Genomic DNA, 26,892 nt, shown 5'->3' with positions numbered 1-26,892 from the left:
TACCTTAGATCACCCCTTCCCTGCCGGATATAACCGTGGGAACCATCTTTCGACTGCATCGATGGGAAAGGCCAGGATGAGCGGCTTGCGGCTGCTCTCGGATTGCAGATAGCCTTTGCGGATCAGCTCGGCAACGACGCTCCTGGCCATCCGTTCCCCGTAGCTGGTAATCTCCGCTGCCCTCCCTCGCGGCACCTCCCCCGCCAGCAGCGCTTCGCGAAGCAGCGGAAATGTACCTTTCGGCAGGCGTCCGCCGGCCACCTCTTCCTTGATGTGCAGTTCCATGCGCCGGAGCAGCTCATCCGGACGAAGCAGCGCCGCCATGTATTCGACCTGATCGATGCAAATGGTCAGAAAGAAATCACAAAATTCAACCAGGGCCTGCATCGACAACGCTCCGCGGCCATCGAGATCGCCACGCCGTGGCGCATCGGCAGCCATGAGCAGGCCCTTGTACTGCTGGACGTTGCGAGCCAGCCCCCTGGCCACCGACCACAGGCTGCTCCCGACTCCACAGCGGATCAGAGTGGCATGCGACATCAGACGAGCCACCCGGCCGTTGCCGTCATAAAAAGGATGGATCCACAGCAGCCGATGATGGGCCGCGCCCAGTGCGACCACCTGCCGCACCCGTGACAATCGCCGGGATGTATACACCTCGGCGAACCGCTTCAGAAAAAGAGGAAGGGCCTCGGCGGCCGGCGGGATGTGTCGGCCCACCTGCACCCAGCCCTGGCGCAATTGGCCGGGAACGACTCGTTGCCGTTCGCCGGTCTCGGGATTCGCGACCCACAGCAGTTCCTCCGGCATCCGTTGACAGAACTCCCGATGCAGCCAGAGGAGATACTCGGTGCCTGTTGCTTCATCCTGCAGATCGTGCTGATAATCGATAAGCCGCTGCACCTCGATATGGGCGATCGCCTCGTGCTGCAGAGCCCTTTTCTCCGAGTCGGGCGAGTAATCGGCATGCGTCAGGGCCCGGTCGATGTCGCGCGGGTGCGTGTCATGGCCTTCGATCAGATTGGAGTAATAGCAGTTCATCGAGCGGACCAGATCCCCGACCCCCTGGCGGACCTGCCGAGGAACCTGGCTTGCCAGAGAGCTGGCCTTGGTGGCCAGATCAAAGGCAAGATCCTCCAGTCGCCGCTCGGTTTCCGGCGGCAACATCGGCTCCATGGAGGTTATGGTTTGTCGGTATGCCATGCTCATCCCTGATTCGATTTTGCCGGATGCTCATTTTGTTTAATGCATTGTAAATCAATATTGTAGAAATTCATAGATAGATATTTTTGCCGGATTGAATACCGGTTGTTGCGCACAGCGGGGGAAGGTCAAGGCGCCAACGGGGGAACGTCGCGATAATGGCGGGATTTGTCAACGTTCCCGGCAGGGCGAAAAGCATGGTTTCACCCCCCCCCGCTGTCATTTCGTTTTTTCTCCCTGTCATTTCGAAGCGAAGCGAGAAATCTTGTCTTTTCATGGCGGTGAGCCCTCAACCATGGCCGGTTTAAGATCTCTCCCTGGCGGTCGAGATGACAATGGGGGCAGGTCGAAATGACAATGGGGGCAGGTCGAAATGACAGCGGGGGCAGGTCGAGTTGACAGCGGGGGACTGGCGGCCCGGATGCAGCCGGTCAATCCGGGTCAGCTGCCGGCCTGCGTTTCCCTCCTGTCATTTCGTTTCTTCCCCCTCAGCCATTTCCAATGTTGACTTCGACATATAATTGTTTCATTGCGTTTTCGACATAACTTACTATTATGTCCACATCGACATGGAGAGGTGGCATGCAGACACTGCTCGTTTCATCGAATGATTTGGGGGCTGTTCTGCGGGATCTACGCAGGCAGCAGGGGTTGACCCAGGCAGAACTCGGCAGAAGGGTCGGGCTCGACCAGAAAAAGGTATCGCTTCTGGAGAATGGCAATTCGAACTGCCGAATCGACAGTTTGTTCCGGTTGTTGTCGGCTCTGGGTGTCGGTGTGGTTGTTCAGCCGAAGGTTGAGTTGCAGCCTGCCGACAAGGATGACTGGTAATGCATTCCAGGCGATCTGTACTGCGGGTGTTGATGAACGGCCGTTTAGTCGGCTGGCTGCGCAATTCCGCCCAGGGTGTCCTCGGTTTCCAGTACGACCGGTCATGGCTCGACTTTACGGGCAGAAGAGCGATTTCTCTCTCGATGCCATTGGCCGGTCGTACGTATTCGGGGCTGGTTGTCGAAAATTATTTCGACAACCTTCTGCCGGACAGCCAACCTATTCGCAATCGGTTGCAAGCGAGGGTCGGCGCCGATTCAGGCCGATGTTTTGACCTGCTTGCCAGGATCGGGCGCGATTGTGTCGGCGCTCTGCAATAGACCGGCAACGGGTTTCAATGGCGATGGCCGTCCATGGCAAAAACCGCCACTATAGGTGGGATATGATCAGCCGCAGGCATTGGCTGGAGAATGCCCGAAAATGTCATTTCCCTGCCGAGGAAATGGACCGCATAATAACCGAATGTTGTGATCGGCTGGAAGGGGCGATCGATCAGGTCTGCGGGGATCTTCCGCCAGGATTTCCTGAGGGAATATCTTCATCGATCTTTGCCGGTATGCAGGAGGCGAGGGATCGGCTGCGTGAAGTCAGCGGGGGAAGGTCGAGATGATATTCTATTGGCTGAGACGAGAACTGACCAGGCGGTTTATGCTGACCCCTGCCTCGGCAGCCTGGATTGCTAAATTCCGGTGGACTTCAGGTGGAACCCTGACCACAAATTTGCCGCTGTACTTTTTACCGGCTATGGCTTGGGGAACTTCTTCTCCATTGTCTTGCATATCCTTTATTACATCGGCAACGAGCTCTCGTATACCTTCCAAGGCCGATTCCGGTGTTTCCGCAAGCCAGCTCAAGCTCGAAAATTCGGCACATAATCCGACATATTCATCGTCTTCGGCCGACCAGGTAACTCGATACGTATAATGATCATTTTTTAGCGGCATTTTACCCCACACTACTTCCTGTCATCGGCCTTTTTATACACCATGTTTTTGTCTCTTTTGCCGATTGCAATCACCAGGACATAGATTTCTTCATCGATGACTTCATAAACGAGCCGGTACCCGCTCGCCCTGAGCTTGATCTTGTAATGGTTTTTAAAACCTGAAAGCTGACTGCCGGGCACATGTGGAAACTCCAGCCGTTCCCGCAATTTTTTCTTGAATTGAGACTGGATAGCCTTGTCCAGCTTGTTCCATTCCTTCAGCGCCGTCGGCAGAAACTTTAATTTATAGCTCATCCAAAGATACTTCTATGGCCGAATCTTTCTCATGCTGACGCTCGTTGACAATAACCCCTAATTGATAATTCTCGATTTGTTCAAGCAACGCTTCGTAGGTCTCCGCCGGGACCAGATACGCCGTCGGCCGGTTATGATTGAGGATGGCAATGGGATCACCGCCGGACTGTTCAATCAGGGCAGAAGGGTTTTTCTTTAATTCCGAGATGCTTACCGAGAAATTCGCCAATATCGATTCCATCACCACTCCCATGTGTTTTATCTAGACCACAATTGTATACTTATTATAGGTTTTATTTTCGCCTGAAGCAAGGTCCAGATCGTGATCCCGCGTAACCCGAGGGAGGCCATGGACTAAGCTGCAAACATTTCCCGCAGGATGGAAAGTATGTTTTCCTGAGTCCGCTTTTGAACTTGTCCTAATTTTTTCATCAGCCGAGTTTTGTCAACGGTTCTGATTTGATCCAGGACAACCTGTCCTTTCGTATTCTGAAAGTCACAGTTCACCCTGGTAGGGTAATTACGGATCGTGGTTGTCATCGGGGCAACGATGACAGTTGAAATATGGTGATTCATCTGGTCCGGAGAGATCACCACACATGGACGTGATTTTTTTATTTCGTGGCCTATGGTTGGGTCAAGGTTGAGCAAGAACACATCGAAACGTGTTACTTCCATTCCCATTCTTCCTCATCCCAATTGGTCGAAACCAGTGAATCTGTGTTGAACAGTTCATCATCGCCCTTTTCAGCCATTTTTTTGAATGCTTCATCCCAACCAGCGCGTGGTGTCTTTGTTGACCTGACTATGAGATCATGATCTTTGACGATCAGTTCAACCTCGCCTTCAAATCCGCACTGGTCAAGTATTGATTTTGGTATCCGCAATCCCTGTGAATTGCCGATTCGAATTATCGATGCTTTCATGTTGACCTCCCGGATCATGATCGAATGGATATTGTAATTACATTGTATGAACATCCGAGAGAAATATCAACGACTTCTTCGGCTGTCATATCCAGCCCCCCTGTCATTTCGAAACGACAGCGAGAAATCTCGTCTTTCATGGCAAGGGATCTCTCCCTGTCGGTCGAGATGACAGTGGGGGCTGGTCGAGATGACAGCGGCCCCTCCCCTTGTCCGGTCGGATCGATTGCGCTATAATAAGATAGAACCCTTATCGAAGGAGGCTGCCATGAACGAAGTCACTGTTTCTCCCAAGTTCCAGATCGTTATCCCGCGTAACCTGAGGGAGGCCATGGACATTCAACCCGGAGCCAGGATTCAGGTGCTCCGCTATGCAGACCGGATCGAACTCATCCCGCTCAAAAAACCACAGCATTTTCGCGGGTTCCTCAAGGGGATCGATACCAGCGTGGACAGGGAGTCAGACCGGGTATGAACCTCGTCGATTCCTGTGGCTGGCTCGAATACTTTGCCGATAGCCCTCTCGCCGACAGTGTCATACTGGCCACGGCGCGAGCCCACGGGGCTCTTGTCAGGACCCAGGATGCTCATTTCAAGGGCCTTGAAAACGTACGGTATATAGAGAAAACAAACCATTCTGTCTAAGGGGAAAGGCGGCCCGGATGCAGCCGGTCAATCCGGATCAGCTGCCGGCCTGCATTTTCCCTCCTGTCATTTCGTTTATTCCCTTTCCGCCTTTTCCGATGTCGATCTCGACATATGTATGTGACAGGCGTTTGTCATATTCAAGCGACAATGAGAAATCTCGTTGTTCCCGGTAGGGCACAGGCCGACACTTCCCGCCCCCGCTGTCATTTCGAAGCGCAGCGAGAAATCTTGTCTTTCCATTGAGATCCGGCCCTGAGAAGATCTCTCCCTGGCGGTCGAGATGACAGCGGGGGCAGGTCGAGATGACAGCGGGGGCAGGTCGAGATGACAGCGGGAATAGGTCGAGGGGGGACTCATCGACGAACCCGGCAAGGTGCCAGATGATGTCGCCTTCTGTGCCCGCTGACAATCTGCGTGGTGAATATGCCGGAAAATTCAGGCACACCGTGGTCAACCTCGAACTGGAGGCGGCGTCCTGTAAAGCCAGGACCGGCTCGTTCTTGTGCCGGGTCAGACAGATACGACTGGAGTGTGATATTTTATGCCGATTGAACGTGGAGTTTCAAGCCAAGAGCTTTGATCACCTTCAGAATCGTTCCGAATTCGGGGTTCCCATCCGATGAAAGCGCCTTGTACAAATTCTCCCGTGCCAGGCCGGCATCGCGTGCCAGTTGCGACATCCCGCGGGCGCGGGCAATCACTCCCAATGCATGGGCGATAAAAGCCGGGTCGTCCCCCGCTTCTTCCAGGCAGGCATCAAGATATGCCGCCATATCCGAGTCGGTTTTCAAATATTCGGCGGTATCATATCTGGTGAATTTTTCAGTCATATCTTAATCTCTCCAGTCTTTGGCAATGATTTTCGCCTGTTCAATATCGCGTTCCTGTGAGGATTTATCGCCACCGCACAGCATTACGACAATCCGCATGCCACGCTGCATGCAATATAACCGATAACCCGGCCCGTAATGGATTCGCAACTCAGAGAGCCCTTCTCCAATTGGATGCACATCGCCATAATTGCCTAAAACCAGACGATCGAGCCTCGCATGGATGCGCATTCGGGCCTTTTGGTCTTTCAGATCACCCAACCATCGTGCAAATGTGGCACTTTGAATAATCTCGAATAGAGCATTAATGTAATTTATAAAATACAGTCAGTCAAGGGTATCGATCTGAGTATGTGGCAGGCGTTTGTCATATTTCGAGCCCTCCAACCCTGTCATTTCGAAGCGAAGCGAGAAATCTCATTGTTCCCCATAGGGCAAAGGTCAAGCCCCCTCCCCGCTGTCATTTCGTTTTCTCTCCTTGTCATTTCGAAGCGAAGCGAGAAATCTCATGTTGCCGAGGATGCCCATTTTTGCTTCGAGCAGCCGGCTTTCCCAGCCATCGTCTATCGTTCAGCGGGCAGCTCGATATGAATCTCCGCCCCATCCCCAGAGCTTTCGGCCCAGATCCTGCCGCCGACGGCCTCGACGATCGAGTACGACACCGACAACCCGAGGCCCGTCCCCTTCCCGGGCGCCTTGGTGGTAAAGAACGGGTCGAAGACCGTCTCGAGGTGGTCGGCGGCAATCCCCCGGCCGTTATCGGCGAACACCACCTGAACCACGGCCCTGTCTCCTTGGCCGCAGCGACAGCTGACGACGATCCGCCCCCGATGCCCCTCACCCATCTCCTCGATGCTGTCGGCGGCATTCAGCAGACAGTTGAGAAACACCTGCCGCAGGTCGGCGGCATTGGCGACGACCACATCGCCGCGGTCGGGGCATTGCTGCACAAAACGTACCTCCGGGACCCGTTTCTGGGACACGAACATCTCGATCACCTCGGCGAGGACGATCTGGACCGCCACCGGCTCGGGGGCCTGTGTCGAGGAACGGGAAAAATCGAGCAACTGATGGATAAGGGTATCGATGCGCTGCAGCTCGGCGATCGCCCGCCGGGAGAACTGCAGCCGATCTTCCGGCGACAGGTCGGCGTTTTCAAGCAATTCCAGATAACCCTGGACGATGCCGATGGGATTGCCGATCTCGTGCGCCAGACCCGCCGACAACCGGCCAACCGCCGCCAGTTTTTCGGCCCGGAGCATCTCCTTCTGGGTTCCGACCAGCTGCAGATTGGCCTGTTCCAGGGATTGCACGGAATAGCGCAACTTCTTCCGATCCTCTTCGATCCGGGCCAGCATCCGGTTCAGGGCAAACGACAGCTGCCCGAACTCACTCCCGGCCTCGCCGCCGATGAACGATACGCCATCACCATAATCATAGGATTCCGAGGTCTTGACCAGGCGCTCGAGCGGACGGACGATGAGACGGTCGAGCCGGGACAGGCCGATGATCGTCAGCAACAGCACATTGATCAGGATCCAGGCGAAGATGATCTTGCCGTGCTGGAAGACGAGGTGGGAGGCGGTGGTGATATCGATGATCAGCCCCAGCCCCGCGGCCGCTGCCCCCTGCGCCTTCACCGGGGAGGCGATCAGCAGCTGCTTGTTACCGAAAAAGATGCCGCCGACGGTGGCACCGGCAAAGCGGACGATATGGCGGTTGGCCTGCACCACCTCGCCGATGACCTCCGCCAGTTGCGGCGGTGCCGCCGTCATCCCGGCGTAGACGACCGTACGATCGCCAACATAGGCCGCCTCGCGACAGGAGGGACCGACGGCGCGGCACAGCTGCTGCAGATCTGCCGCCTCGATCGCCACCGGCGCTTTCCCCCCGGCGACCAGGCTCTCCCATTGGCCGATAACGACCTGGGCATGGCGGACCTCGGCGGTGACGATCTGCCGCTGCCACAACAGGACGATGACGATATCGCCGAGTACCGTTGCGCATGCCAGCAACAGGAACATCGTCGCGGATATATTGAGTTTGAGCCCCGAGGAACGCATCCGGATCACCGTGAGCTATAAATCATGTGAGAAATCTCGTCCTTCCCCTCTGTCATTTCGAAGCGAAGCGAGAAATCTCATTATTCCCGGTAGGGCAAAGGCCAAGCCCCCCACCCCCGCTGTCATTTCGAAGCGAAGCGAGAAATCTCGTTGTCCCCGGCAGGGCAAAGGCCAAGACGCCCTCCCCCGCTGTCATTCCGAGCCCCCTTTTGTCATTTCGAAGCGAAGCGAGAAATCTCGTTGTTCCCGGCAGGGCAAAGGCCATGAACCCACCCCCGCTGTCATTCCGCCCCCCCCGCTGTCATTTCGAAGCGCCAGCGAGAAATCTCATTGTCCCCGATAGGGCAAGAGCCAAGACGCCCTCCCCCGCTGTCATTTCGAAGCGAAGCGAGAAATCTCATCGTCCCCGGTAGGGCAAAGGCCAAGACACCCACCCCCGCCGTCATTCCGCCCCCCCCTTTGTCATTTCGAAGCAAAGCGAGAAATCTTGCTTTTCCCCGCCAGAAACCACTCCCTTGCACGAAAATCAAGGCTCATTGTGGCATAGATGGATGTCTTCGGACAAGATAAATCAGGAGGTTAGACGGAAGGAACTATTTTCAAGCAGGAACTTGAGTGGCCGGATATCATCCAACCACCCCACGAAGTGACATTTTATGTCACCATTGTACAAAATTCGTCACCGACACACAACCAGCACACACACTTTCTGCACTTGGATGAATCAAAAGAAACGCCTGAGAATCAATGAAAGCGGTGAGGTAACGATATGGTTTTCCGCAACGTGCTCGCAGAGAAATCATCAACAAAACAGTTCATCTTATTGAATTTACATTATTTATGAAATCAGAAGTAATATATACGATAACCCTGCCGTTGCTTTCACCAGTGAAAAGAACCATCCAGGACCACCTGCAAACTATATAAACCATGATAAATCAAATATAACTCAACAAAATGAATTGGTCCTTGGCTTTTGGCATCAACATTGCTATATACCCCCTGAGTTTGCAAGGAAGTTGGCTAACATCAGCAGTACCTTATAAATCCTTACAGGAGGAAAGAACATGACATTGAAGAAACTGAACCGGAACCAGAAAGGTTTCACCCTGATCGAGCTCATGATCGTTATCGCCATCATTGGTATTTTGGCTGCGATCGCCATCCCGAACTTTATTGCCTACAGGAATAAATCATATTGTTCGGCCGCGGAATCTGATGCGAATGCTATTGCAGCAGCAGTTGCCGATTATTTTGCAATTCCAGGTCATAAAAACACTCCGGTTATAGGCACTAGTGCCGGACAACTAGACGTCACATTGACTGATCAAAACACAGGTAAGCTTGGTACCGGAGATCCAAATCTTGGAATCACCATATCAGTAACCGATGGATCAGATCGTTGTCCAGATGACTATCAATTGGGAAATCAGAAGGTAACTATAGCTCCGTATAAAGACGGATGGCTTGGAACATCTAATATTTATCATAAGATTATGAGACAGTAAAAAAATATTTTAAAAAACTAATTTAGGGAGACATGCTCATTGAATGCTTTCCAATGAGCATGTCTCATTCACCGCAACGTGGAAAAATATCTGAATTTTTCAATTGATATTTCCAAAAAAAAATACAATTATATTTTATGCGTTGCTGATTATTTTTTGTTATTGCAATACATTTAACATTCCTTGGCACCTCGACGACCCGCCCAATATCACTGAAAATTACCCCCTCCTGATAAACAACCTCCTCCCCGAAACCCTCTGGTCCACTCTCTTCGCGAAACCTTTTGCTGAAGGGCAACTCTACCGCCCAATCGCCAATCTCTCGTTTGCCCTAAACTGGTATTTCGTCCAGGAAAACCCCTTCGGCTATCACCTCGTCAACCTGGTCATCCATATTCTGACCGCATTCTTTCTGCTGAAGACCAGCCTGTTACTGCTGCAACATTCCTTCTCCGAAAGACTCAGGACTGATCGAGACATTCTCTTTATTGCCGTCTTTAGTGCCATCCTCTGGGCCATCAACCCGATCCAGACCCAAGCGGTCACCTATATCGTCCAGCGCATGGCCTCGATGGCGGCGATGTTTTTTATTTTTGCCACGTACACCTACATTCGCGCCCGCCAGGCCGGTTCTTTCCGCCAGGGCTTGCCACACTATCTGCTGACACTCGTCTTCTTTCTCCTCGCCCTTGGCTGCAAAGAAAATGCCGTCACCCTGATCCCCAGCCTGTTGCTGGTTGAGGTATTTTTTCTCGCAAACACTACGGGCCAGCCAGCCAGACCATGGCGCTTGACGCTGATCCTTGCCAATATCTGCCTTCTGGCCGCCGCCCTGTATTATATTTTCGACCAGAATTACCTGGCGTCGCTCTTTACACCTATCGGCAGTCGGCCATTCTCCCTGATGGAACGGCTGCTGACCCAACCTTCGATCCTCCTGTTCTACCTGTCGCTACTGCTCTATCCATCGCCTGAACGGCTGTCGATCGACCACAGCTTTACCTTGTCCACCTCCCTGCTCCACCCATGGACGACCTTGCCGGCCATTGTTGCCGTGCTGGCAGTGATTGTTTTTGCCCTCTGGCAACGAAAAAAACTGCCGCTTCTCAGTTTTGCCATCCTCTTTTTCTTCGTCAATCATCTGGTGGAATCGACCATCATCCCGCTGGAGATGATCTTTGAGCACCGGAATTATCTGCCCTCGTTTTTCCTCTTTCTGCCGCTGGCGGCAGGGGCAGAAACCCTGCTCAACCGTTTCCGCCAATCCAGCCGCCTTTTGTACGGTGTCACCATCACCTCCCTGACACTCCTACTGATCATGATCGGCCTGGGCACGTACAGTCGCAATGCCGTCTGGGCAACCGAAGAAAGCCTGTGGGCCGATGCCTTGGCCAAGGCCCCCGATAACGCCAGACCCTTTGCCAAACTCGGCGAAATCTACGGCTGGCAGAAAGAGAAATCGCCGGAAAATCTGCAGACCGCGGTCGCCCTCCTGCACAAGGCGCTGGAAAGAGAAAGCCCGCGCACCTCGTTCAAACCGGCCATCGTCGGCAATATCGGCAAGGTGTACAGAAATTATGGCATGCTGGATGAGGCAGTCGTCTATTTCAACAAGTCGTTGGAGCTGAACCCCAATTTTATCAACTCCAGATTGGATCTTGCAGAAACCCTGGCGTTACAGAGGAAATTCGAGCAGGCTCTGAAAGAGATCAATGTGGTCATTGACAAGAATGACCAGCAGAGCCGGTTTTTTAACCTGAAAGGGATGATCCTATTGTGGATGGGACGGCCGGATGAGGCCGTGGCCGCCAACCAGTTGGCGCTGCACAAAACATTGGTCAACAAGCAGAGATACTTTTACAATATCGGAGTAGGACTGACCCGTGCCGGTCATTATGACCAGGGGATGTGGTTTCTCCGCCAGGCCCTGAAGGGCACCCCCGATGATCGGAAGATACTCTACAGTCTCACCGAAAACCGACTCCTGGCAGGTGATGCCGACTCCGCCAGGAAGTATTCCCGCCAGATTCTCGATCGGCACAGCATCACCGCCGTGCGTGCCGATCTGCAGCACCTTGCAACCGATTATACATCTGTCCCGATCGATATTGCGCTGATATCACCCATCATGATTGCAACGGCGAAAGAGACTGTTACCAATCTCGACAGGAAAACACCGCCCGAATGAATCGCACAGGCCGCATCTTTGCACCAAACTGGAACTCTCGGCCATGTGATGTTATATTTACAATACATTCTCTACTTAGTTCGCCCTCAGGGATATCTGGTGTAATGTAGCAGGTGAATCGGTGTGGCAATCAGATAAAAGACCACAGACAGGACCGACTTGTAATCACGACAGCAACAGGAGACACGCACATGGGATACTCCGATATCATTGCACATGAAGCTGAAACCCTGCCCGTTGACAAACAGGTTGAAATCTTGGATTTCATAGCTTTCCTGAAAACGAGGCGGGTACAAACCGAGATAGCGGCAGCCCCCACTCACCCCAAAACTGCCGGTGAAGTCGAAACCTTCTTCCGAAGCTTTGATGTGGACACAAGAGGGTATCGATTCAACCGAGATGACGCCAATGCCAGGTAAGAGCTTTATCGATACCAATATCATTATTTACGCGCTCGGTCAGACCTCCGCCAAGGCGCACCTCGCCGCCCCACTGTTTGTCGGATCACCATCCATCTCCACGCAAGTGCTTTCCGAAACCTCCAATGTCGCATCGAAACGACTGGCGCTTCCGGCGGTGGAAATCCGTAAGCTCATTACCACGTTGGCATCGATGTGTCGGGTTGAAATCATCTCGATGCTCACCATCCATATCGCCCTCGATATCCTGGAGCGATACGGTTTCTCGTGGTATGACAGCCTTATCGTCGCCACAGCACTGGAAGCCGGTTGCGATACCCTCTACTCGGAAGACATGCAGAACGGCCAGTTGATCGAAGGTCGCTTGCGAATCATCAACCCGTTTGTATGACGGCTAAAACGTCATTCTTCGTTGATGAGAGGGCTGGGAACCAGTTTATAGTAACGAAGCTCAGACCTCTTCCACGTCTACACTTTCCGCAATGAATCCAATAAGTCACCAGGGAAACGACAAGCCCATGCCATACCGCTATTATGCCATCCCGGTTTTCACCCTGCTGCTTCTCGGCCTCGCCGACACCGGCTACCTGATCTATTCGCACTACCGCAACTACACCGATATATCGTTCAGCAGTTTTTGCGCCCTGACCAAGGCGATCAATTGCGATACCGTCTCCCAGAGCCCCTGGTCGATTCTTTTCGGTCTCCCGCTGGCGATCTGGGGCCTTTTTTCCTACTTGCTCTACCTCATGATTTTTCTGGCTGCCTCGCGCCGGAGAAAAGGGGCGGAAACGCTGTGGCATCTCCTTTTCCTGCTGGGCCTGGTCTACACCATCACCTCGATCTGGTTCGGCTATGTGTCGGCGACGAAGGTCAAGGCTTACTGTCTTCTCTGCCTTGCCAGTTACGGCATCAGTTTTGCCCTGTGTTTCTATGCCTGGATCATCCGGTGCCGATTCTGCGGAGATTCCCTCTTGCGCGGAACCAAAAAAGGTATGGCCTACCTCTTCAGTTCCTGGTTCCTTACCGGAAGCATCCTGTGCCTTGTCGCCATCCTCCTCTTTCTCAAGGCAAATCTTCCCCGCTACTGGGAGTACACCCTTCCACCGCCATCGACGACGGTCGCCCATGGCCTGACCGCAGAGGGGAACCCCTGGATCGGCGCAGAGGATGGGGAGATAACCATTCATGAATATGCCGACTACCAATGCTTCCAGTGCAGCAAAATGCATCTTCTCCTCCGCCGCCTGATCGCCGAACACCCCGGCAAGATCAAACTGATCCACCATCACTACCCGATGGACCATGAATTCAACACCATTGTTGTCCCCGAACCTTTTCATGTGGGTTCGGGGAAAATGTCGATGATCGCGATTTATGCCGCGTCGAAGGGGAAGTTCTGGGAAATGAACGATGCGCTGTATCAGATGGGGCGGGACAAACAACCGTTCAACACCCGGACGCTGGCAGAAAAAACCGGATTTTCCGGCGGCGAGTTGGCTGCCGCTACCAGACATCCACAGATCCGGGAGTTTCTGGCGTACGATATCCGCCAGGGAATGAAACTCGGGATTACCGGCACCCCGAGCTATGTGGTCGACGGCAAGGTGTATGCAGGCTCGATCCCCAGTGAAATTTTACGGAAGATCATGCAATGAACCCGACAGATTCGGGAAAAAGTTCATCGGGCGTTACCGATAAATACATCATCTGGGGACTGATCGCCATCCTGGCACTGCTGGTGGCGGCAACGGTGTTCCTCGCCTCTGTGCCGCCCGTCGATCGAGACGCCCTGACCCACCACCTGTTCGTCCCCAAACTCTGGCTCCAGCATGGCGGCATCTACGAGATCCCGGAGATCCCGTTCTCGTATTACCCGATGAATCTCGACCTGCTGTATACGATCCCGCTCTATTTCGGCAACGATATCGTTCCCAAATATATCCACTACCTTTTTGCCCTGCTGACGGCATGGCTCATCCACCGCTATCTCAATAAACGTCTCGGGTCCGCTTACGGGCTTCTCGGGGCGATCTTCTTTCTCTCGATCCCGATCATCGTCAAACTGTCCATCACCGTCTACGTCGATCTCGGCCTGGTGTTCTTTACCACCGCATCCTTGCTCCTAATGCTGCACTGGGCGGAAAAAGGTTTTCGATTACGCTATCTCCTTCTTGCCGGCCTGTGCTGCGGCCTTGCCGCCGGGACAAAATACAACGGCCTGATCTCCATCTTTGTCCTCACCCTCTTTGTCCCCATTATCTTCCAACGGAGTACCGGAAAAGATCGACAAAGCAACGGCAGGGCGCTGCTTTACGGATTGGTTTTTGCGGTAGCTACTTTCGTTGCCTTTTCTCCATGGCTGATCAGAAATTATGTCTGGACCGGCAACCCCATCTATCCGCTACACAATTCGCTTTTCCAGAAAGACCAAAAGCCGACAGTGGCAGATAGCCAATCGACCGCAGGTGAGGCACCAAACACCTTACAGCAGCTAACCGGTGAAGGAAGCGGCGCGTTTCCCTCGAGAAAAATTCTCTACCATGAGACATGGTGGCAGGCACTTTTGCTTCCGGTGCGGTTTTTCATCGAAGGCCAGGATGACAACCCGCGATTTTTTGACGGCAAACTGACCCCGTTTCTACTTGTCCTGTCGATCTTGGCCTTTATGTTCAGACCGTCATCACCGCAGGAAGGCCTCGAGAAAAAAATCCTGCTTTCCTTCGCCCTGCTCTACTTTTTCCTCACCTTCTTCCAGCAAGCGTTGCGCATACGCTATATCGTCCCGATTGTCCCACCCCTGGTTATTCTGTCAATGTATGGGTTGCGGGGATTGAAAGATGTACTCGGCAGGCGGACAGGAGGGAAGAACGTAAAGACACCAACTGCGGCGGTGATAGTGACCGGCATCTCATGCCTGATGTTGGGGTACAACATGCATTACCTCCTCAAGCAGTTCGCTACAGTCGCACCGCTTTCTTACTTGCGGGGAGAAATTACCAGGGAACAATATATCACCGCCTATCGGCCTGAATATCCGGCCATCCAGTATGCCAATTCGTTGCTTCCGCCCGATGCCAAGGTACTCTGCATCTACTTGGGAAACAGAGGATATTACATGAATTTCCAACCTGTTTTCGAGCAGCCGTATGATTCATCCGGCATATTCTCAACTTTTCTCAGACTGAATGATCAAAAAAAGGACATATTGAAATTAATATCAAAAAAAGGCATAACTCACATACTGTTGCGCGATGATTTAACCGGTACGTGGTTTAATCTATTGACACCGCAGCAAAAAACATTCATTTCCCCCATTTTTCAAAATTTAACACAACCGATGTTCAAACTAAAAGGGCACACACTCTTTCGGATCTGATACAAAAACAATTAATTACGATAGAAATAATCGTTCTCGCTATATCGTGTTTAACCAGTCTAACCCCTCGGGATTAACGACACTGCCTGTGAAGCGTATAAAACTTCTGGTATTAGCCTCGACCTATCCACGTTGGGAATGTGATCCTGAACCAGGCTTTGTCCATGAATTGTCAAAACGACTGGCAGATGTATTTGATGTCACAGTTCTTTGCCCACATGCCCCAGGAGCATTAAAAAAAGAATCGTTTGATGGAGTGCAGATATTGCGTTATCACTATGCCCCTCAGTTACTGGAAACACTCGTTAACCATGGCGGCATTACAACCAATCTCCGAAAAAATCCTTGGAAATGGTTACTCTTGCCAGGTTTTCTTTTGGCTCAATTCTGGGAAACCAGGAAACTGATTCGCAGGTTCCGACCAGACATAATTCATGCGCATTGGTTGATACCTCAAGGTCTGATCGCAGCACTGTTAAGTCTGCTCGATAATCGAACCCCTCCCTTTCTGGTCACCTCACATGGCGCTGATTTATTCGCACTTCATGCATTTCCTTTCCAGATTTTAAAACGCTTTGTGGTCCGTCGGGCCGCCGCTCTTACCGTGGTCAGTCAGGCTATGAGCAAGGAACTCCTTCGGTTGGGAGTCGATGAAAAAAAAATCCAGGTGCAACCAATGGGAGTCGATCTGCACAAACGATTTATACCTGATCCTTTGGCATTTCGCTCCAATGACGAAATTTTATTTGTCGGACGACTGGTTGAAAAGAAAGGTTTGACTTATCTGCTGGACGCTATGCCGGAAATCCTTTCTGCCCATCCCTCAACATATCTCAATATCGCTGGATTTGGACCTGAAGAAACGACATTGAAAAATCAGGTTCAAAAATTGAACCTCCAGGACAAGGTCTGCTTTCTCGGTGCTGTCGGACAAGCACAACTGCCGGCTCTTTATCGACGGGCTGCGGTACTGGTCGCTCCTTTTGTCCCCGCGCAAAGCGGTGATGTCGAGGGGTTGGGCTTGGTAGTTGTTGAGGCCCTAGGATGCTGTTGCCCTGTTGTCGTAGGCGATGTGCCAGCAGTTCACGACCTGCTCTCTCCTGATTCTGGATGGGTTGTTGCTGCTCGGGATAAGAAACAACTTGCATCAGCAGTTCTATCGGTATTAAACAACCACCAACTTGCAAAGGTAAAGACTGAGCAAATCAGAAAACAAATAAGTGAAAAATTTTCCTGGCATAACGTTTCTGCACAATATGCCGGAATGATCAAATCGCTATTGTCAGCCAAGGCTATCAATTCAGCAAAATGAACGATCTTATGGATCAATCAACAACTCGTCATTCGCATGCTGATAAAAACATTGTTACTCGTAAGCTTAAAGCGAAGAAAATTGAACGATTGATTGGTTTTGACGAGATTGGCATTATTCGCGGCCGATTGTTGGATGTAGGAACAGGAAGTGATGGAATCTCACACTATTTTGCGCATCACAACTATCTGCAGTTTGAAGTTCATACTGTCGATGTTTGTGATAATCTCAAACTCCATGACGGTTTTAATTTTCACCTGGTTCAAGATTGTGTCCTACCATTTTCCGATGCCAGCTTCGATATTGTTATAAGCAATCATGTCATAGAGCATGTCGGTGATAAGATCGAACAAATTCACCACCTATCTGAATTACGTCGTGTTTTGAAACCGAATGGAGTTGTTTACCTTGCCACTCCAAATCGTTGGATGTTGAAAGAACCTCATTATCAACTCTTACTACTGAGTTGGCTTCCTCCAAATATACGCTCAAGCTATTTACGATGGCGACGCGGGATTAAACATTATGACTGCACACCTCTATCCCTTCAAGAACTGCAACGTATGATTTCACTGTCAGGTTTTGATTTTGAAAACAAAGGCGTTCAAGCACTACGTTTAACCCTGGAATTAGAATACTCGAAAGATTCGGCGCTTAATTGTCTGTTTGCAGCAGTACCTGATAATATCCTTTATAAAATGCGCGGATTAATCCCAACCCACATATTCCTGATGAAACCCAAAATGGTTTCTAAGGTTTAATGACGATACCGCAAGAAATCATGTTATCGTCAAATGATAGAATTGGCGTCTGGTTCCCGACAATCCGGACTTCTACAGGATCTGATGTTTTCACGGTACGCCTTTCCGAGGCCCTCGCTGAGAGGGGAATCCGAACTCAGATTACATGGCTCCCGCACCATGCCGAATATCTTCCTTGGATTGTGCCGATCCCTAATCCACCAGAATGGGCAACAGTAGTTCACATAAACTCATGGATGCCGGAGCGATTTATTCCCAGTCATATGCCATTGGTCGTGACCATTCACCATTGCATCCATGACCCAGCCTTAAATACATTCAAAAGCTCCGCGCAAAGACTTTACCACAAATTTTGGGTATGGAGATGCGAGTCAACGGCAATCCACCGTGCCGATGTTCTAACAACTGTAAGCCATTACACAAGTCGAATGGCAGAGTTTACTTTTTCCTGTCCAAAAATTCTCCCGATTTATAATTGGGTTGATCCAAACGTTTTCTCTCCTCGTGAATCAAAGCATCCTCATTCTCCATTCCGTCTTTTGTTCGTCGGGAGCATGAATACAAGGAAAGGATCTGATTTGTTAGACCAGATTATGATATCGCTTGGTTCCGATTACGAACTCAGGTGCGTCTGTGACCGGAAAGCACTCCCCCACCGGCTTGCTCATATCCCCAATGTCATCGCTTTAGGGCGTATGGACACCGTACAAGAACTTGCCGACACGTATCGAACAAGCGATGCCCTTCTGTTTCCGTCAAGGCTGGAGGGTTTTGGGCTTGTAGCTTTAGAAGCACAATCTTGCGGTATTCCGGTGATTGCCACCAACGGGTCATCCTTGCCTGAGGTCGTGCAAAATGGCGTAACCGGCCTGCTTTGTCCGCAAGATGACGTTGAGGCTTTCGCAAACGCGGCTCGAAAGTTAAGCAACAATATTAACTTATGGCGTTCAATGTGCCAGGCTGCTAGTCTGCAGGTTCAATCTAAGTTCAACGAAGACGAATCAATAAATACATATATGCAGATATATCGAAACCTGAGTGTTTAAGCGGAATATGCTGCATATCCTCCGCAACATGATTAACGCCGATCACCGCCGACAGATACGTGCTTTATTTTCCTGGCAGCCAGGTAAACTCGCCAGAGGCACCTTGGTGATGACATTAGGCATTGGACTTCGAACGGTAGGGCAAGCAGCTGTTTTTATAATTGTAGCCCGGATCCTTGGCGTTGAAGCTTACGGAGCTTACACCGCTGTTCTGGCTCTGGCAGGAACGCTAGGTTGCTTCGGAGGGCTCGGCATTCAAACCATAATGCTCCGTGATGTTTCCCGCGCCCCGGCCTGTTTCGCTTCGGCATGGGGACATACCCTGGCGGTTATATGCATTAGTTCGCCTGTATTGATAGGATTGTACCTGTTGACTACCTGGGCGATCCTGCCTTCCGGCATATCCTGGGGTGTGGTTACCTGTATCGGGTTGGCCGAAATCGTTTTTACACCAATGGCTCTGGCTGGGGTCAACGCCTATCAAGGCCACGAAGAAATGGGGGATGCGGCATGGCTAGTGCTGACTCCAGTTCTCTCCAAGTTGGCAGGCGCCTCGGCACTGATTGCAATCATAAGACTGTTACCACAAACCCCTCCTTTAGAATCGTGGGCAGTGCTTTACATTTTGACATCCATTCTCGCCGCTTTTTATTCGATTTACCGGGTAAATCACGATCTAGGTTTGCCCCGATGGCCTGATTTAAAAAAGATTTTCATCGGCTTGCGCGAAGGCTTAATCTTTGCCTTTGGGGGTGCTGCACTCAAACTTTACGCCGATATTGATAAAACCATGCTCGCACGCCTTGCCAACCTAGAGGCTGCGGGCCTTTATTCTGCCGCATACAGGGTAATGGAGATGGCTTCCATCCCCATCATTGCCCTCCTTACCACCAGTCTGCCACGTTTTTTTCGAAGCAGTGGACAGGATGAGCAAACAACTTCTCTTATCCCATGGAAACTGCTACCAGCACCAATTTGCTATACTGTTTTTGTTGGTCTATTTCTCTATTTTACTGCGGAGTTGTTGCCTGTCGTTCTTGGAAATAGTTTTGAATCAGCCGTTTCCGCCATTCAATGGCTTGCCTGGCTGCCACTTGTTTCTTTACCTCGCCTTTTTCTACAAACCAAACTCATCACAGGAAATCTTCAGCGCGCAGTAGTCGTAATCCTATTCTCCGGATCAGTTTTTAATATTATGCTCAATTTTCTCTTGATTCCATCGATGAACTGGCGGGGGGCGATTATTTCGACCTACGCCGCCGAAATGGCGATGGCCTTGTTTTTGCTTTATCTTGCTCAAAGACGCTAGAATTACAAATAATTACAAAGAATATCTTAACAAACACTACCTACACTCACTTCAATTAAAATCGATATTATGACCCAAAATGATTGGCCCAAAGACGGGCTCGAAACCCTTGGTTGTTGTCCTGTTTGCGGAGAAACAAGTCGCGATCTTCTTTATGATAATCTCACGGACCGCCTTTTCGGCGCACCAGGGCGATGGACTATGTATCGCTGTAGAGGATGTCAAAGTGGTTATCTTGATCCACGGCCTAATGAAAAAACAATTTCTCTGGCGTATGAAAATTACATTACTCACGAACCGGAAAAGCTTACAAATATAAATAACGCTAACATGATTAAGCGCATACGAGTCATAATGCGCAATAGCTACCTGAATCATAAATACGGTTACCGTTTTGAACCATCTGCGTTTTGGGGGAATATTGCCATGTATATGCTTCCGCCTCCACTGCGTTATGAATGGGATCATTACGCAAGACATCTGCCCGCCCCATTAGCAGATAGAAACAAACTCTTGGATGTCGGATGCGGTAATGGTTCATTTCTAATCCGAGCGAGACAACTCGGTTGGCAAGCCCAAGGCCTAGAGTTCGATATGCAAGCAGCCTCATTGGCAAGTTCACAAGGAATTGATGTATGGGTTGGTGATTATAGGAACGACCCATTTGGGAAAAACTCATTCGACGTTATCACATGCCACCAAGTTATCGAACATGTTCACGATGTCCATGCATTCATAGCACAATTGGCATCTTGGCTAAAACCTGACGGCCGTCTTTGGTTAGGAACCCCGAATATCAACAGTATGTCTAGAAAATTTTTTGGGATACATTGGATAGGCTTGCATCCGCCTCAACATCTCACAATATTATCGCCAAAAGCCTTATTGAGACTTATGAGCGACTACGGCCTGACCGGCAGTCTTCTGAGTAGAGGCTATTATGAAACGCACATAGTCTCTGAATCAGATACGTTGCGGCATGGATATGTTGGGCAAAAAAATATCGCAATCCATAAAAACTTAATGCGTCATCCGCTTCGTAATTTTCTGTTTGAACTCTGGTCTTGGATGTACCCAAGACAAAGCAGTGATTTGGTAGTGATCGCTAATAAAACAAAATGACAAATATAATCCAAAGCAACGTTAGTGTAGTTGTTCTTTGTTATGGCGACAGGCTAGAATGTTTAATCAAGACACTTGATTCCATTGAAAACAATAACCCTGGACGAATCATTCTCGTCGGCAATGCTGTTTCTTTAAGGGTCAGAGATGAGATTGAACGTCGAACTGCAACCTTCAACGGTAAATATTCAATTGTATTCTCAACAATAAATGTAGGATCAGCCGGGGGATATGCAATCGGTATTGAATCAGCTCTCAATTTTACTGAATGCGATCTTCTATGGCTTCTCGATGATGACAATTGCCCAAATGAAGAAACGCTGGACACATTATTAGAATGTTGGCATAACAATTCCTCCGATCCAAACACAGCAGTCGCCACACGCAGAAAGACACTTCTAGAACACGAAGACCCTCTCGATGGTTGGGTTGGAGGATTGCCGATAAACGGAACTTGTATTGGTTTTCATATACTCAACCTAATTTCATTAAGGATAATTAAAGATAACAATTCGCCAACATGTCTACCATGGTCTGTCTATGGGGGTCTTTTGATACCAACTTTGCTTGTCAGACAGATCGGATTGCCAAGATCAGATTTTTTTCTTTATGGAGATGATCTCGAATGGACCAGAAGGATTATAATTAGTGGCGGTCGGATCATCCCCTGTCCTGATGCAGAAATTGTCGATCTTTTTCCCAGTTGGAATATGACAGGAAGTAAAGGGTCTAATCTTCGCCGACGCATAAGTGATCTGGAAGCATTTAGAGTTTATTATGAGGTGCGAAACCGGACATGGATCGCACGCCATTATTTTCCAGGGAACCGCATCGTCTATTTTTTAAATCGATCTGCGTATTTATTAACATCTTGGATAGTCGCTATTCGATATAACCGTTTTAAACGTTTTTGTTTGATAAAACGTGCCATCCTTGACGGAGAAATGGATCAATTAGGAAAAATGCCAGAGAATTATTTCTATGGAAAATAAGAAAAACATTGAAGCAATCATCCTTAATTATCGCCGTGGAGAATTAACCGCACGCTGCATAGAAAGCTTGGTTGATCAAGTTACACGAATATGGGTCGTCGATAATTCGCAAGACGAAAACCAAAGCAAGGTACTTGCTGAAAATATAGCCACCCTCCCTGCTGTACAACAAGGATTTAATGTGGAAATTCTTAATTCAGGGGAAAATCTAGGATTTGCCAAAGGCGTACAGGTTGGGATAGATCATGCTTTATCAAACGACGAACATAAGTTGATACTTCTCATAAACAATGATGCGATAGCCAGCGCCGGAATGGTTGATCAAATGGTCTCAGAAATGAACAAGTATGGGAAAGCATCATTAATCGCACCCCGTGAAACAACTGAAGGTGCAATGCCATCGATGCTCTGGTATCACCGTTTATTCGCCTTACTACTCACTCGACCTATTCCAGGTTCATTTCCATATTTGACGGGTGCTTGTCTTTTAGTGCCAACAACTTTAGTACAACCATTCCTTTTTGATCCCGATTTCTTCATGTATGGAGAAGATGTAGAGTTATCCTGGAGACTAGCTCAATCTGGGGTAGCGCTGTTGAATTCCGACGTTAAATATGAACATGCAGGTAACGCCACATCTCGTCACGGGAGCCTATTCTATGAATATCACGTAGCCAGGGGTCATATACTGTTGGCGCACAAATTGGCTAGAGGACCTTTGGATCGGGTTATACTGCTTTTAGGACGAGCGATCAGCCTGCCATTGCGGGCTTTAACTCGCTCCATCCGATACAGAAAATTAACTCCATTGAATGCATTGATTCTTGCATTAATGAGAAAACAACCACCTCATCCTATTGCATAACGTCTCATCCTGATTTAGAAAAAAACCATCTTCAGAAGAAATAGCATACTGCTTCAATTCATCTAACATTTCCCATAGTGATTTTAGAGTTTAACCTTTAAACCACTTTTCACTCTTACTCCACCCTGTCATACCGCATCTGGCTGATCTGTTCCGCCACCAACCCAATCATGAAAATGATGATCGAACTGTTAAACAGCATAGCCGACATATTGGTAAATCTTCCCATCGTCACAAACGTATATAAATAGTAAGCGAGTGCAAATGCAAAAAAAGCGGCACTTATCGGCAGAAACACCCGTAGCGGCGAGAACAGGGTCGCGATCTTGGTGATGATGAGGAAAAACCGGGTGCCATCCTGGAACAGTTTTATTTTACTCTTGCCGATGCGGTATTTCGTTTCGATCGGCACGTATTTGACGCTGCGACCGCTGCGCAGGTAGGCCATCGTCAGGGTGGACGGGTAGGAAAAGGTGTTGGGCAGCAGGTAGATGAACTGCCGGGCCGTGGACAGCCGGACCAGCCTGAATCCCGAGGTCAGGTCCTCCACCTTGAATTTGGTCACATAGGAGGCGAACCAGTTGTAGACGGTGTTGGCGATATCGCGGTGCATCGCCGTCTCGGAGTTGCTGCTCCGCGCCCCCACTACCATGTCGAAGGTGTCTTTGTGGTCGAGGAGGCGGGCGATATCCTCCGGGGCGTGCTGGCCATCGGCATCCATCATCACCACCCATTCGCCCTGGGCCGCCCGCAAGCCTGACTTGATCGCCGCCCCGTTGCCGATATTGTAGGGATGGGGCCAGACATTGGCGCCGGCCTCCATTGCCTTCTGCAGGGTGGTGTCGGTCGAGCCGTCGTCGACTACCAGGATCTCGAAATTTGGGTATAGTTCCCGTATCCGGCGGACGGTGGTGCCGATGCTGAGTTCTTCGTTGTATGCAGGTAGCAGGATGGTGACTGGGACTTTCTTTTTCTTCTCGTCCACTCTTTTTTCCCTCTCCTTACAGGATTTTCTTTACTGCGTTTTGTTCCCGGTTGGCGTGCTCCGGGAAATGTATCCGAGATTGTGGTCTTATACAACTTTTGTAACGATTCACGAAGGATAAACATATTGGGGAGGCTTTTGCAAAATTTATGTTGGGGTGTTGTTTGATTTCGGTGGTTGAGATGGAATTTGAGGTGGGAAAAGCAAGATTTCTCGCTTCGCTTCGAAATGACAGTGGGGGCGGGAGTGTGGGCTTGGCCCTATCGGGAATGATGAGATTTCTCGCTTCGCTCGGAATGACAGCGGGGGTGGGAGTATGGGTTTGGCCCTAACGGGAACAGCAAGAGTTTCTGTCCATCAGGGTGTAGGTGTCGATGACTCCGTCTCTGGAGCCCATGCCGAATAGTCCAGATTCCATAAAGAATCTATGGGCATCGCGAAGAGATTGTTACCAAAAGAGACGATATCATTGCCTCCGTAAAGAACAACACCTTTGCTGAAACTATTTCCCGAAGCCTCCGCAAGAGATTGTAGCCCGCGAAAATCCTGCCCGCCAACGCTTTTGGCCGATTTTATCTCAATTCCTACTATCCGGCCGGCGGTATCTTCCAAAACCACATCCACCTCCTGGCCTGTCTGCGTCCGGTAATGGAGCATGGCCGGTTTAATATCGCTCCAGGAAATCTGTTTTTTAAGCTCTGTTATGACAAAATTTTCAATAACCGCGCCGCATAATGGCGTATTTTCAAGCCGTGCAGCATCAACAGCAAGGAGTGTCGCCATTAGCCCGGTATCATTCATCACCAATTTGGCAGTCTTGACGAGCCTTTTCCCAAGGTTTGAATACCAGGCAGGGAGGTGATCAATCAGAAATATCGTCTCAAAAAGCGCCATGTATCGCTTCAAGGTACTTTGGGGGAGGCCTGTTGTTCGGGAAAGTTCCGAATAATTGAGTAGCGATGGGGATCTGGTGGCAAGCATGGAAAGGAGGCGGGGCATTGCAGTAAGACCATCAATATTGGCTATATCACGCACATCACGCTGCAAAATAGTGGTGATATACGAACCGAACCAGGCGCGACGCCTTGATTCGGAACCTCTTGCAGCAGCCTCCGGGTATCCTCCCCTAATTGCTCTTTCTAGAACGGTTTTTCCAGTGTCAACAGTTGTTGTGGCCTTGGGAGAGAAATTTTCAGAGAATAGAATTTCAATGAATCGCTCCTTGGTCCCGGCAAACTCGCCTTGAGAGAGGGGCCATAATGTGAAAATTTCCATTCTACCTGCCAATGACTCGGAAAGACGTGGCAGGAGAAGTACATTTGCAGAACCGGTAAGCAGATAGCGACCTGGCTTGCGATTTCGATCCACATCTGCCTTGATAGCTAAAAAAAGATCTGGAGCACGTTGAATCTCATCAATTACCGTTGACCCACCCAGGCCTGAAATGAATCCTACAGGATCGTGTTTTGCCGCAGCAAGGACAGTGGCATCATCCAGAGTGACATATCGTTCGATATGACTTTCGCTTATCAAGGATTCGGCCAATGTGCTCTTGCCGGTCTGCCGTGCTCCGTTGAGCATGACGACAGGGGTGTCGGCAAGAGCTTCAATAATTTTCAGGGTGATATTTCTTGGGAACATGGTTGGATATTAACCATCTGGTGGTTGAAAATCAACCACTCATACATGCTGCTACGAACTTAGGCAGTGAAATGAACTGGCGGGCCGTCGACAGCCGGACCAGCCTGAAACCCGAGGTCAGGTCCTCCGCCTTGAATTTTGTCACGTAGGAGGCGAACCAGTTGTAGACGGTGTTGGCGATATCGCGGTGCATCGCCGTCTCGGAGGTGCTGCTCCGCGCCCCCACCACCATGTCGAACCTGTCCTTCTGCTCGAGGAGGCGGGCGATATCCTCCGGGGCGTGCTGGCCATCGGCATCCATCATCACCACCCATTCGCCCTGGGCCGCCCGCAATCCCGACTTGATCGCCGCCCCGTTGCCGATATTGTAGGGATGGGGCCAGACATTGGCGCCGGCCTCCATCGCCTTCTGCAGGGTGGTGTCGGTCGAGCCGTCGTCGACTACCAGGATCTCGAAATCCGGGTACAGTTCCCGGATCCGGCGGATGGTAGCGCCGATGCTTGGTTCCTCGTTGTCCTATCGGGAAGGGTGAGAATTCTCGCTGCGCTCGGAATGACTGCGGGGGTGGGAGCGTGGACTTGGCCCTAACGGGAATTATAAGATTTCTCGCTTCGCTTCGAAATGACAAAGGAAAAAACGAAATGACAGCAGGAAAGCTCGAAATCACAGAAAAAAAATGACTGAGGGGGCAATATCATGGCCTTCACCCTACCGGGAATTATCTCTCAATTTTCAAAACGGAACATCATCTCCGGTTATGGGCGCCGGCAAAGGGTAAAGGGAATTTGACAATCGTTAACTTATTTGTTAACGTATGCGCATGGGATACGAGATCGAATATTATAGCGAAAAGGTACAGGAAGAAATAGCCAAGATGCCGAAAACCTTGGTTGCCCGCTACCTCAGACTTGCCGAGCGAATGATGGTCTTCGGTCCTGACTTGGGAATGCCACACAGCCGAGCCATGAAAGGCGGCTTGTTTGAACTGCGCCTTATGGGCGCAGAGGGAATAGCAAGAGTTTTTTACTGTACAGCAGCGGGACATCGCGTTGTCATATTGCATAGTTTTGTCAAAAAGACCAACCGAACGCCGAGTGCGGAACTTGCCGTCGCCGAGCGTCGAATGAAAGAGGTGTGCCATGTTAAGCCATGAAGATTTTAAGAAAAAACTCCTTTCCGATCCGGAAGTAAAAAAAGAGTATGATCAACTTGAGCCGGAATTTTTGCTGCTTGATGAACTTCTCCGCGCTCGCGAGGCCTCCGGCTTGTCACAGGCCGAGATTGCCCGACGCATGGGAACCAAGCCACCGGCGTTGTCGCGCATGCTCTCCGGGGTGTCGAGTGCCAAACACTCTCCATCCATTGCCACGCTACGGAAATACGCCGAGGCCTGTGGTATGAAGCTGCAGGTCCACATTTCGAAATGATTGGCGGCGGGGTCAATGCCTTTTCCGAATACGAGCGCGGCGTCAGGCAACCGGCCAAATCGACCGTCCTGCTGTTGAAGTTGCTCGACCAGCATCCCGACCTCCTCCCGGAGGTGCTGGCGGCGGGCAGGACGAAAAAAATCCACCGTTCGGCGAGACAGCGCAAAACACGGCCGGCCGGAGAATGATTTCGACT

The 26,892-nt window shown here is 50.4% G+C and carries 31 protein-coding genes and 2 pseudogenes; 20 read left to right on the top strand and 13 right to left on the bottom strand.

The genetic code is table 11. The features are described 5' to 3' along the window. Positions 1-9 precede the first annotated feature (9 nt). Together ACWGKN_RS04140 and ACWGKN_RS04135 are read right to left on the bottom strand one after the other, a co-directional pair. Positions 10-1,203, bottom strand: coding sequence for a Fic family protein (locus ACWGKN_RS04140; protein WP_424254295.1), 1,194 nt, complete (start codon positions 1,201-1,203; stop codon positions 10-12). 70 nt (positions 1,204-1,273) lie between these two features. Further along, positions 1,274-1,480, bottom strand: a complete 207-nt coding sequence (locus ACWGKN_RS04135; protein WP_452094742.1) for a hypothetical protein — start codon at positions 1,478-1,480, stop codon at positions 1,274-1,276. A 305-nt stretch (positions 1,481-1,785) separates the two neighbouring features. Between ACWGKN_RS04135 and ACWGKN_RS04130 the strand changes: the two genes are divergently transcribed. Together ACWGKN_RS04130 and ACWGKN_RS04125 are read left to right on the top strand one after the other, a co-directional pair. Further along, positions 1,786-2,034, top strand: coding sequence for a helix-turn-helix domain-containing protein (locus ACWGKN_RS04130; protein ID WP_035233685.1), 249 nt, complete (start codon positions 1,786-1,788; stop codon positions 2,032-2,034). Continuing rightward, positions 2,034-2,354 carry a HipA N-terminal domain-containing protein gene (locus tag ACWGKN_RS04125; RefSeq protein WP_035233693.1) on the top strand — a complete coding sequence of 107 codons (321 nt, stop codon included), beginning with the start codon at positions 2,034-2,036 and terminating at the stop codon, positions 2,352-2,354. Before ACWGKN_RS04130 ends, ACWGKN_RS04125 begins: the two co-directional genes overlap by 1 nt. A gap of 294 nt (positions 2,355-2,648) precedes the next feature. Here the strand turns inward: ACWGKN_RS04125 and ACWGKN_RS04120 are convergent, their stop codons facing one another. The 5 genes from ACWGKN_RS04120 to ACWGKN_RS04100 form a co-directional block, all read right to left on the bottom strand. Beyond that, positions 2,649-2,978 (bottom strand): type II toxin-antitoxin system HicB family antitoxin, encoded by a 330-nt coding sequence (locus ACWGKN_RS04120; RefSeq protein WP_035233691.1) that lies wholly within the window; start codon positions 2,976-2,978, stop codon positions 2,649-2,651. An 11-nt stretch (positions 2,979-2,989) separates the two neighbouring features. After that, on the bottom strand, positions 2,990-3,274 hold the full coding sequence (locus ACWGKN_RS04115; RefSeq protein WP_452094741.1) for a type II toxin-antitoxin system RelE family toxin: 285 nt from the start codon (positions 3,272-3,274) through the stop codon (positions 2,990-2,992). Then, positions 3,264-3,515 carry a type II toxin-antitoxin system Phd/YefM family antitoxin gene (locus ACWGKN_RS04110; RefSeq protein WP_183347915.1) on the bottom strand — a complete coding sequence of 84 codons (252 nt, stop codon included), beginning with the start codon at positions 3,513-3,515 and terminating at the stop codon, positions 3,264-3,266. The genes ACWGKN_RS04115 and ACWGKN_RS04110 overlap by 11 nt, the downstream gene beginning before the upstream one ends. Positions 3,516-3,628: 113 nt before the next feature. Next, positions 3,629-3,958 carry a type II toxin-antitoxin system PemK/MazF family toxin gene (locus ACWGKN_RS04105; protein ID WP_452094740.1) on the bottom strand — a complete coding sequence of 110 codons (330 nt, stop codon included), beginning with the start codon at positions 3,956-3,958 and terminating at the stop codon, positions 3,629-3,631. Then, positions 3,943-4,200: an AbrB/MazE/SpoVT family DNA-binding domain-containing protein gene (locus ACWGKN_RS04100; RefSeq protein ID WP_452094739.1), complete on the bottom strand. Its 258-nt coding sequence runs from the start codon at positions 4,198-4,200 to the stop codon at positions 3,943-3,945. The genes ACWGKN_RS04105 and ACWGKN_RS04100 overlap by 16 nt, the downstream gene beginning before the upstream one ends. 268 nt (positions 4,201-4,468) lie before the next feature. Here ACWGKN_RS04100 and ACWGKN_RS04095 point away from each other — a divergent pair, with 268 nt between their 5' ends. Then, positions 4,469-4,675, top strand: coding sequence for an AbrB/MazE/SpoVT family DNA-binding domain-containing protein (locus ACWGKN_RS04095; protein ID WP_035234669.1), 207 nt, complete (start codon positions 4,469-4,471; stop codon positions 4,673-4,675). A gap of 44 nt (positions 4,676-4,719) precedes the next feature. After that, positions 4,720-4,845, top strand: a pseudogene (locus ACWGKN_RS04090) (VapC toxin family PIN domain ribonuclease); the annotation flags it as partial. 542 nt (positions 4,846-5,387) lie between these two features. Here ACWGKN_RS04090 and ACWGKN_RS04085 read toward each other — a convergent pair. The 3 genes from ACWGKN_RS04085 to ACWGKN_RS04075 all read right to left on the bottom strand — a co-directional run bounded on the left by ACWGKN_RS04085 (position 5,388) and on the right by ACWGKN_RS04075 (position 7,741). Beyond that, positions 5,388-5,678: an addiction module antidote protein gene (locus ACWGKN_RS04085; RefSeq protein WP_424254303.1), complete on the bottom strand. Its 291-nt coding sequence runs from the start codon at positions 5,676-5,678 to the stop codon at positions 5,388-5,390. Between the two features lie 3 nt (positions 5,679-5,681). Further along, positions 5,682-5,987 carry a type II toxin-antitoxin system RelE/ParE family toxin gene (locus tag ACWGKN_RS04080; RefSeq protein WP_452095314.1) on the bottom strand — a complete coding sequence of 102 codons (306 nt, stop codon included), beginning with the start codon at positions 5,985-5,987 and terminating at the stop codon, positions 5,682-5,684. Between the two features lie 254 nt (positions 5,988-6,241). Beyond that, complete coding sequence (locus tag ACWGKN_RS04075) at positions 6,242-7,741, bottom strand: sensor histidine kinase (protein ID WP_452094738.1); 1,500 nt, start codon at positions 7,739-7,741, stop codon at positions 6,242-6,244. A gap of 1,067 nt (positions 7,742-8,808) precedes the next feature. Between ACWGKN_RS04075 and ACWGKN_RS04070 the strand changes: the two genes are divergently transcribed. From ACWGKN_RS04070 to ACWGKN_RS04010, 13 genes are all read left to right on the top strand, one after another. After that, positions 8,809-9,249 (top strand): type II secretion system protein, encoded by a 441-nt coding sequence (locus ACWGKN_RS04070; protein ID WP_452094737.1) that lies wholly within the window; start codon positions 8,809-8,811, stop codon positions 9,247-9,249. 142 nt (positions 9,250-9,391) lie between these two features. Beyond that, entirely contained in the window at positions 9,392-11,437 is a 2,046-nt protein-coding gene (locus tag ACWGKN_RS04065) for a tetratricopeptide repeat protein (RefSeq protein ID WP_452094736.1), read from the top strand. 191 nt (positions 11,438-11,628) lie between these two features. After that, positions 11,629-11,856, top strand: a complete 228-nt coding sequence (locus tag ACWGKN_RS04060) for a hypothetical protein (protein WP_452094735.1) — start codon at positions 11,629-11,631, stop codon at positions 11,854-11,856. Further along, positions 11,846-12,247, top strand: a complete 402-nt coding sequence (locus ACWGKN_RS04055; protein ID WP_452094734.1) for a PIN domain-containing protein — start codon at positions 11,846-11,848, stop codon at positions 12,245-12,247. Before ACWGKN_RS04060 ends, ACWGKN_RS04055 begins: the two co-directional genes overlap by 11 nt. A gap of 127 nt (positions 12,248-12,374) precedes the next feature. Continuing rightward, positions 12,375-13,514: a vitamin K epoxide reductase/DsbA family protein gene (locus ACWGKN_RS04050; RefSeq protein WP_452094733.1), complete on the top strand. Its 1,140-nt coding sequence runs from the start codon at positions 12,375-12,377 to the stop codon at positions 13,512-13,514. Next, the gene (locus ACWGKN_RS04045; RefSeq protein WP_452094732.1) at positions 13,511-15,235 is read left to right on the top strand and encodes an ArnT family glycosyltransferase; all 1,725 of its coding nucleotides are present in this window, start codon (positions 13,511-13,513) and stop codon (positions 15,233-15,235) included. The genes ACWGKN_RS04050 and ACWGKN_RS04045 overlap by 4 nt, the downstream gene beginning before the upstream one ends. An 88-nt stretch (positions 15,236-15,323) precedes the next feature. Continuing rightward, complete coding sequence (locus tag ACWGKN_RS04040) at positions 15,324-16,547, top strand: glycosyltransferase (protein WP_452094731.1); 1,224 nt, start codon at positions 15,324-15,326, stop codon at positions 16,545-16,547. A gap of 8 nt (positions 16,548-16,555) precedes the next feature. Then, positions 16,556-17,308 (top strand): methyltransferase domain-containing protein, encoded by a 753-nt coding sequence (locus tag ACWGKN_RS04035; protein ID WP_452094730.1) that lies wholly within the window; start codon positions 16,556-16,558, stop codon positions 17,306-17,308. Continuing rightward, the gene (locus ACWGKN_RS04030; protein WP_452094729.1) at positions 17,308-18,354 is read left to right on the top strand and encodes a glycosyltransferase family 4 protein; all 1,047 of its coding nucleotides are present in this window, start codon (positions 17,308-17,310) and stop codon (positions 18,352-18,354) included. Before ACWGKN_RS04035 ends, ACWGKN_RS04030 begins: the two co-directional genes overlap by 1 nt. A gap of 7 nt (positions 18,355-18,361) precedes the next feature. Beyond that, on the top strand, positions 18,362-19,663 hold the full coding sequence (locus ACWGKN_RS04025; RefSeq protein ID WP_452094728.1) for an oligosaccharide flippase family protein: 1,302 nt from the start codon (positions 18,362-18,364) through the stop codon (positions 19,661-19,663). 69 nt (positions 19,664-19,732) lie between these two features. Further along, the gene (locus tag ACWGKN_RS04020; RefSeq protein ID WP_452094727.1) at positions 19,733-20,785 is read left to right on the top strand and encodes a class I SAM-dependent methyltransferase; all 1,053 of its coding nucleotides are present in this window, start codon (positions 19,733-19,735) and stop codon (positions 20,783-20,785) included. Beyond that, a complete protein-coding gene (locus ACWGKN_RS04015; RefSeq protein WP_452094726.1) occupies positions 20,782-21,777 on the top strand; it encodes a glycosyltransferase in 996 nt (331 codons plus the stop codon). The genes ACWGKN_RS04020 and ACWGKN_RS04015 overlap by 4 nt, the downstream gene beginning before the upstream one ends. Continuing rightward, complete coding sequence (locus ACWGKN_RS04010; protein WP_452094725.1) at positions 21,767-22,642, top strand: glycosyltransferase family 2 protein; 876 nt, start codon at positions 21,767-21,769, stop codon at positions 22,640-22,642. The genes ACWGKN_RS04015 and ACWGKN_RS04010 overlap by 11 nt, the downstream gene beginning before the upstream one ends. A gap of 115 nt (positions 22,643-22,757) precedes the next feature. On the opposite strand, the gene ACWGKN_RS04005 is transcribed toward ACWGKN_RS04010, so the two are convergent. From ACWGKN_RS04005 to ACWGKN_RS03995, 3 genes and pseudogenes are all read right to left on the bottom strand, one after another. After that, complete coding sequence (locus ACWGKN_RS04005) at positions 22,758-23,627, bottom strand: glycosyltransferase family 2 protein (protein WP_452094724.1); 870 nt, start codon at positions 23,625-23,627, stop codon at positions 22,758-22,760. Between the two features lie 357 nt (positions 23,628-23,984). After that, positions 23,985-25,268, bottom strand: coding sequence for an ATP-binding protein (locus tag ACWGKN_RS04000; RefSeq protein WP_452094723.1), 1,284 nt, complete (start codon positions 25,266-25,268; stop codon positions 23,985-23,987). Between the two features lie 31 nt (positions 25,269-25,299). Then, positions 25,300-25,770: pseudogene (locus tag ACWGKN_RS03995) on the bottom strand (glycosyltransferase family 2 protein); the annotation flags it as partial. A gap of 319 nt (positions 25,771-26,089) precedes the next feature. On the opposite strand from ACWGKN_RS03995, the gene ACWGKN_RS03990 reads away from it, so the two are divergent. The 3 genes from ACWGKN_RS03990 to ACWGKN_RS03980 are packed head-to-tail and all read left to right on the top strand — an operon-like array spanning position 26,090 to position 26,884. Then, positions 26,090-26,422, top strand: a complete 333-nt coding sequence (locus tag ACWGKN_RS03990) for a type II toxin-antitoxin system RelE/ParE family toxin (protein WP_035232900.1) — start codon at positions 26,090-26,092, stop codon at positions 26,420-26,422. After that, entirely contained in the window at positions 26,409-26,696 is a 288-nt protein-coding gene (locus ACWGKN_RS03985; protein ID WP_035232872.1) for a helix-turn-helix domain-containing protein, read from the top strand. Before ACWGKN_RS03990 ends, ACWGKN_RS03985 begins: the two co-directional genes overlap by 14 nt. After that, positions 26,693-26,884: a type II toxin-antitoxin system MqsA family antitoxin gene (locus ACWGKN_RS03980; RefSeq protein ID WP_452094722.1), complete on the top strand. Its 192-nt coding sequence runs from the start codon at positions 26,693-26,695 to the stop codon at positions 26,882-26,884. Before ACWGKN_RS03985 ends, ACWGKN_RS03980 begins: the two co-directional genes overlap by 4 nt. Positions 26,885-26,892: the final 8 nt, after the last annotated feature.

It is taken from the genome of Desulfoprunum sp. (assembly GCF_053613775.1).
Note: the sequence above shows the minus strand (reverse complement) of the source record. Positions and strands in the feature narration are given on the sequence as shown.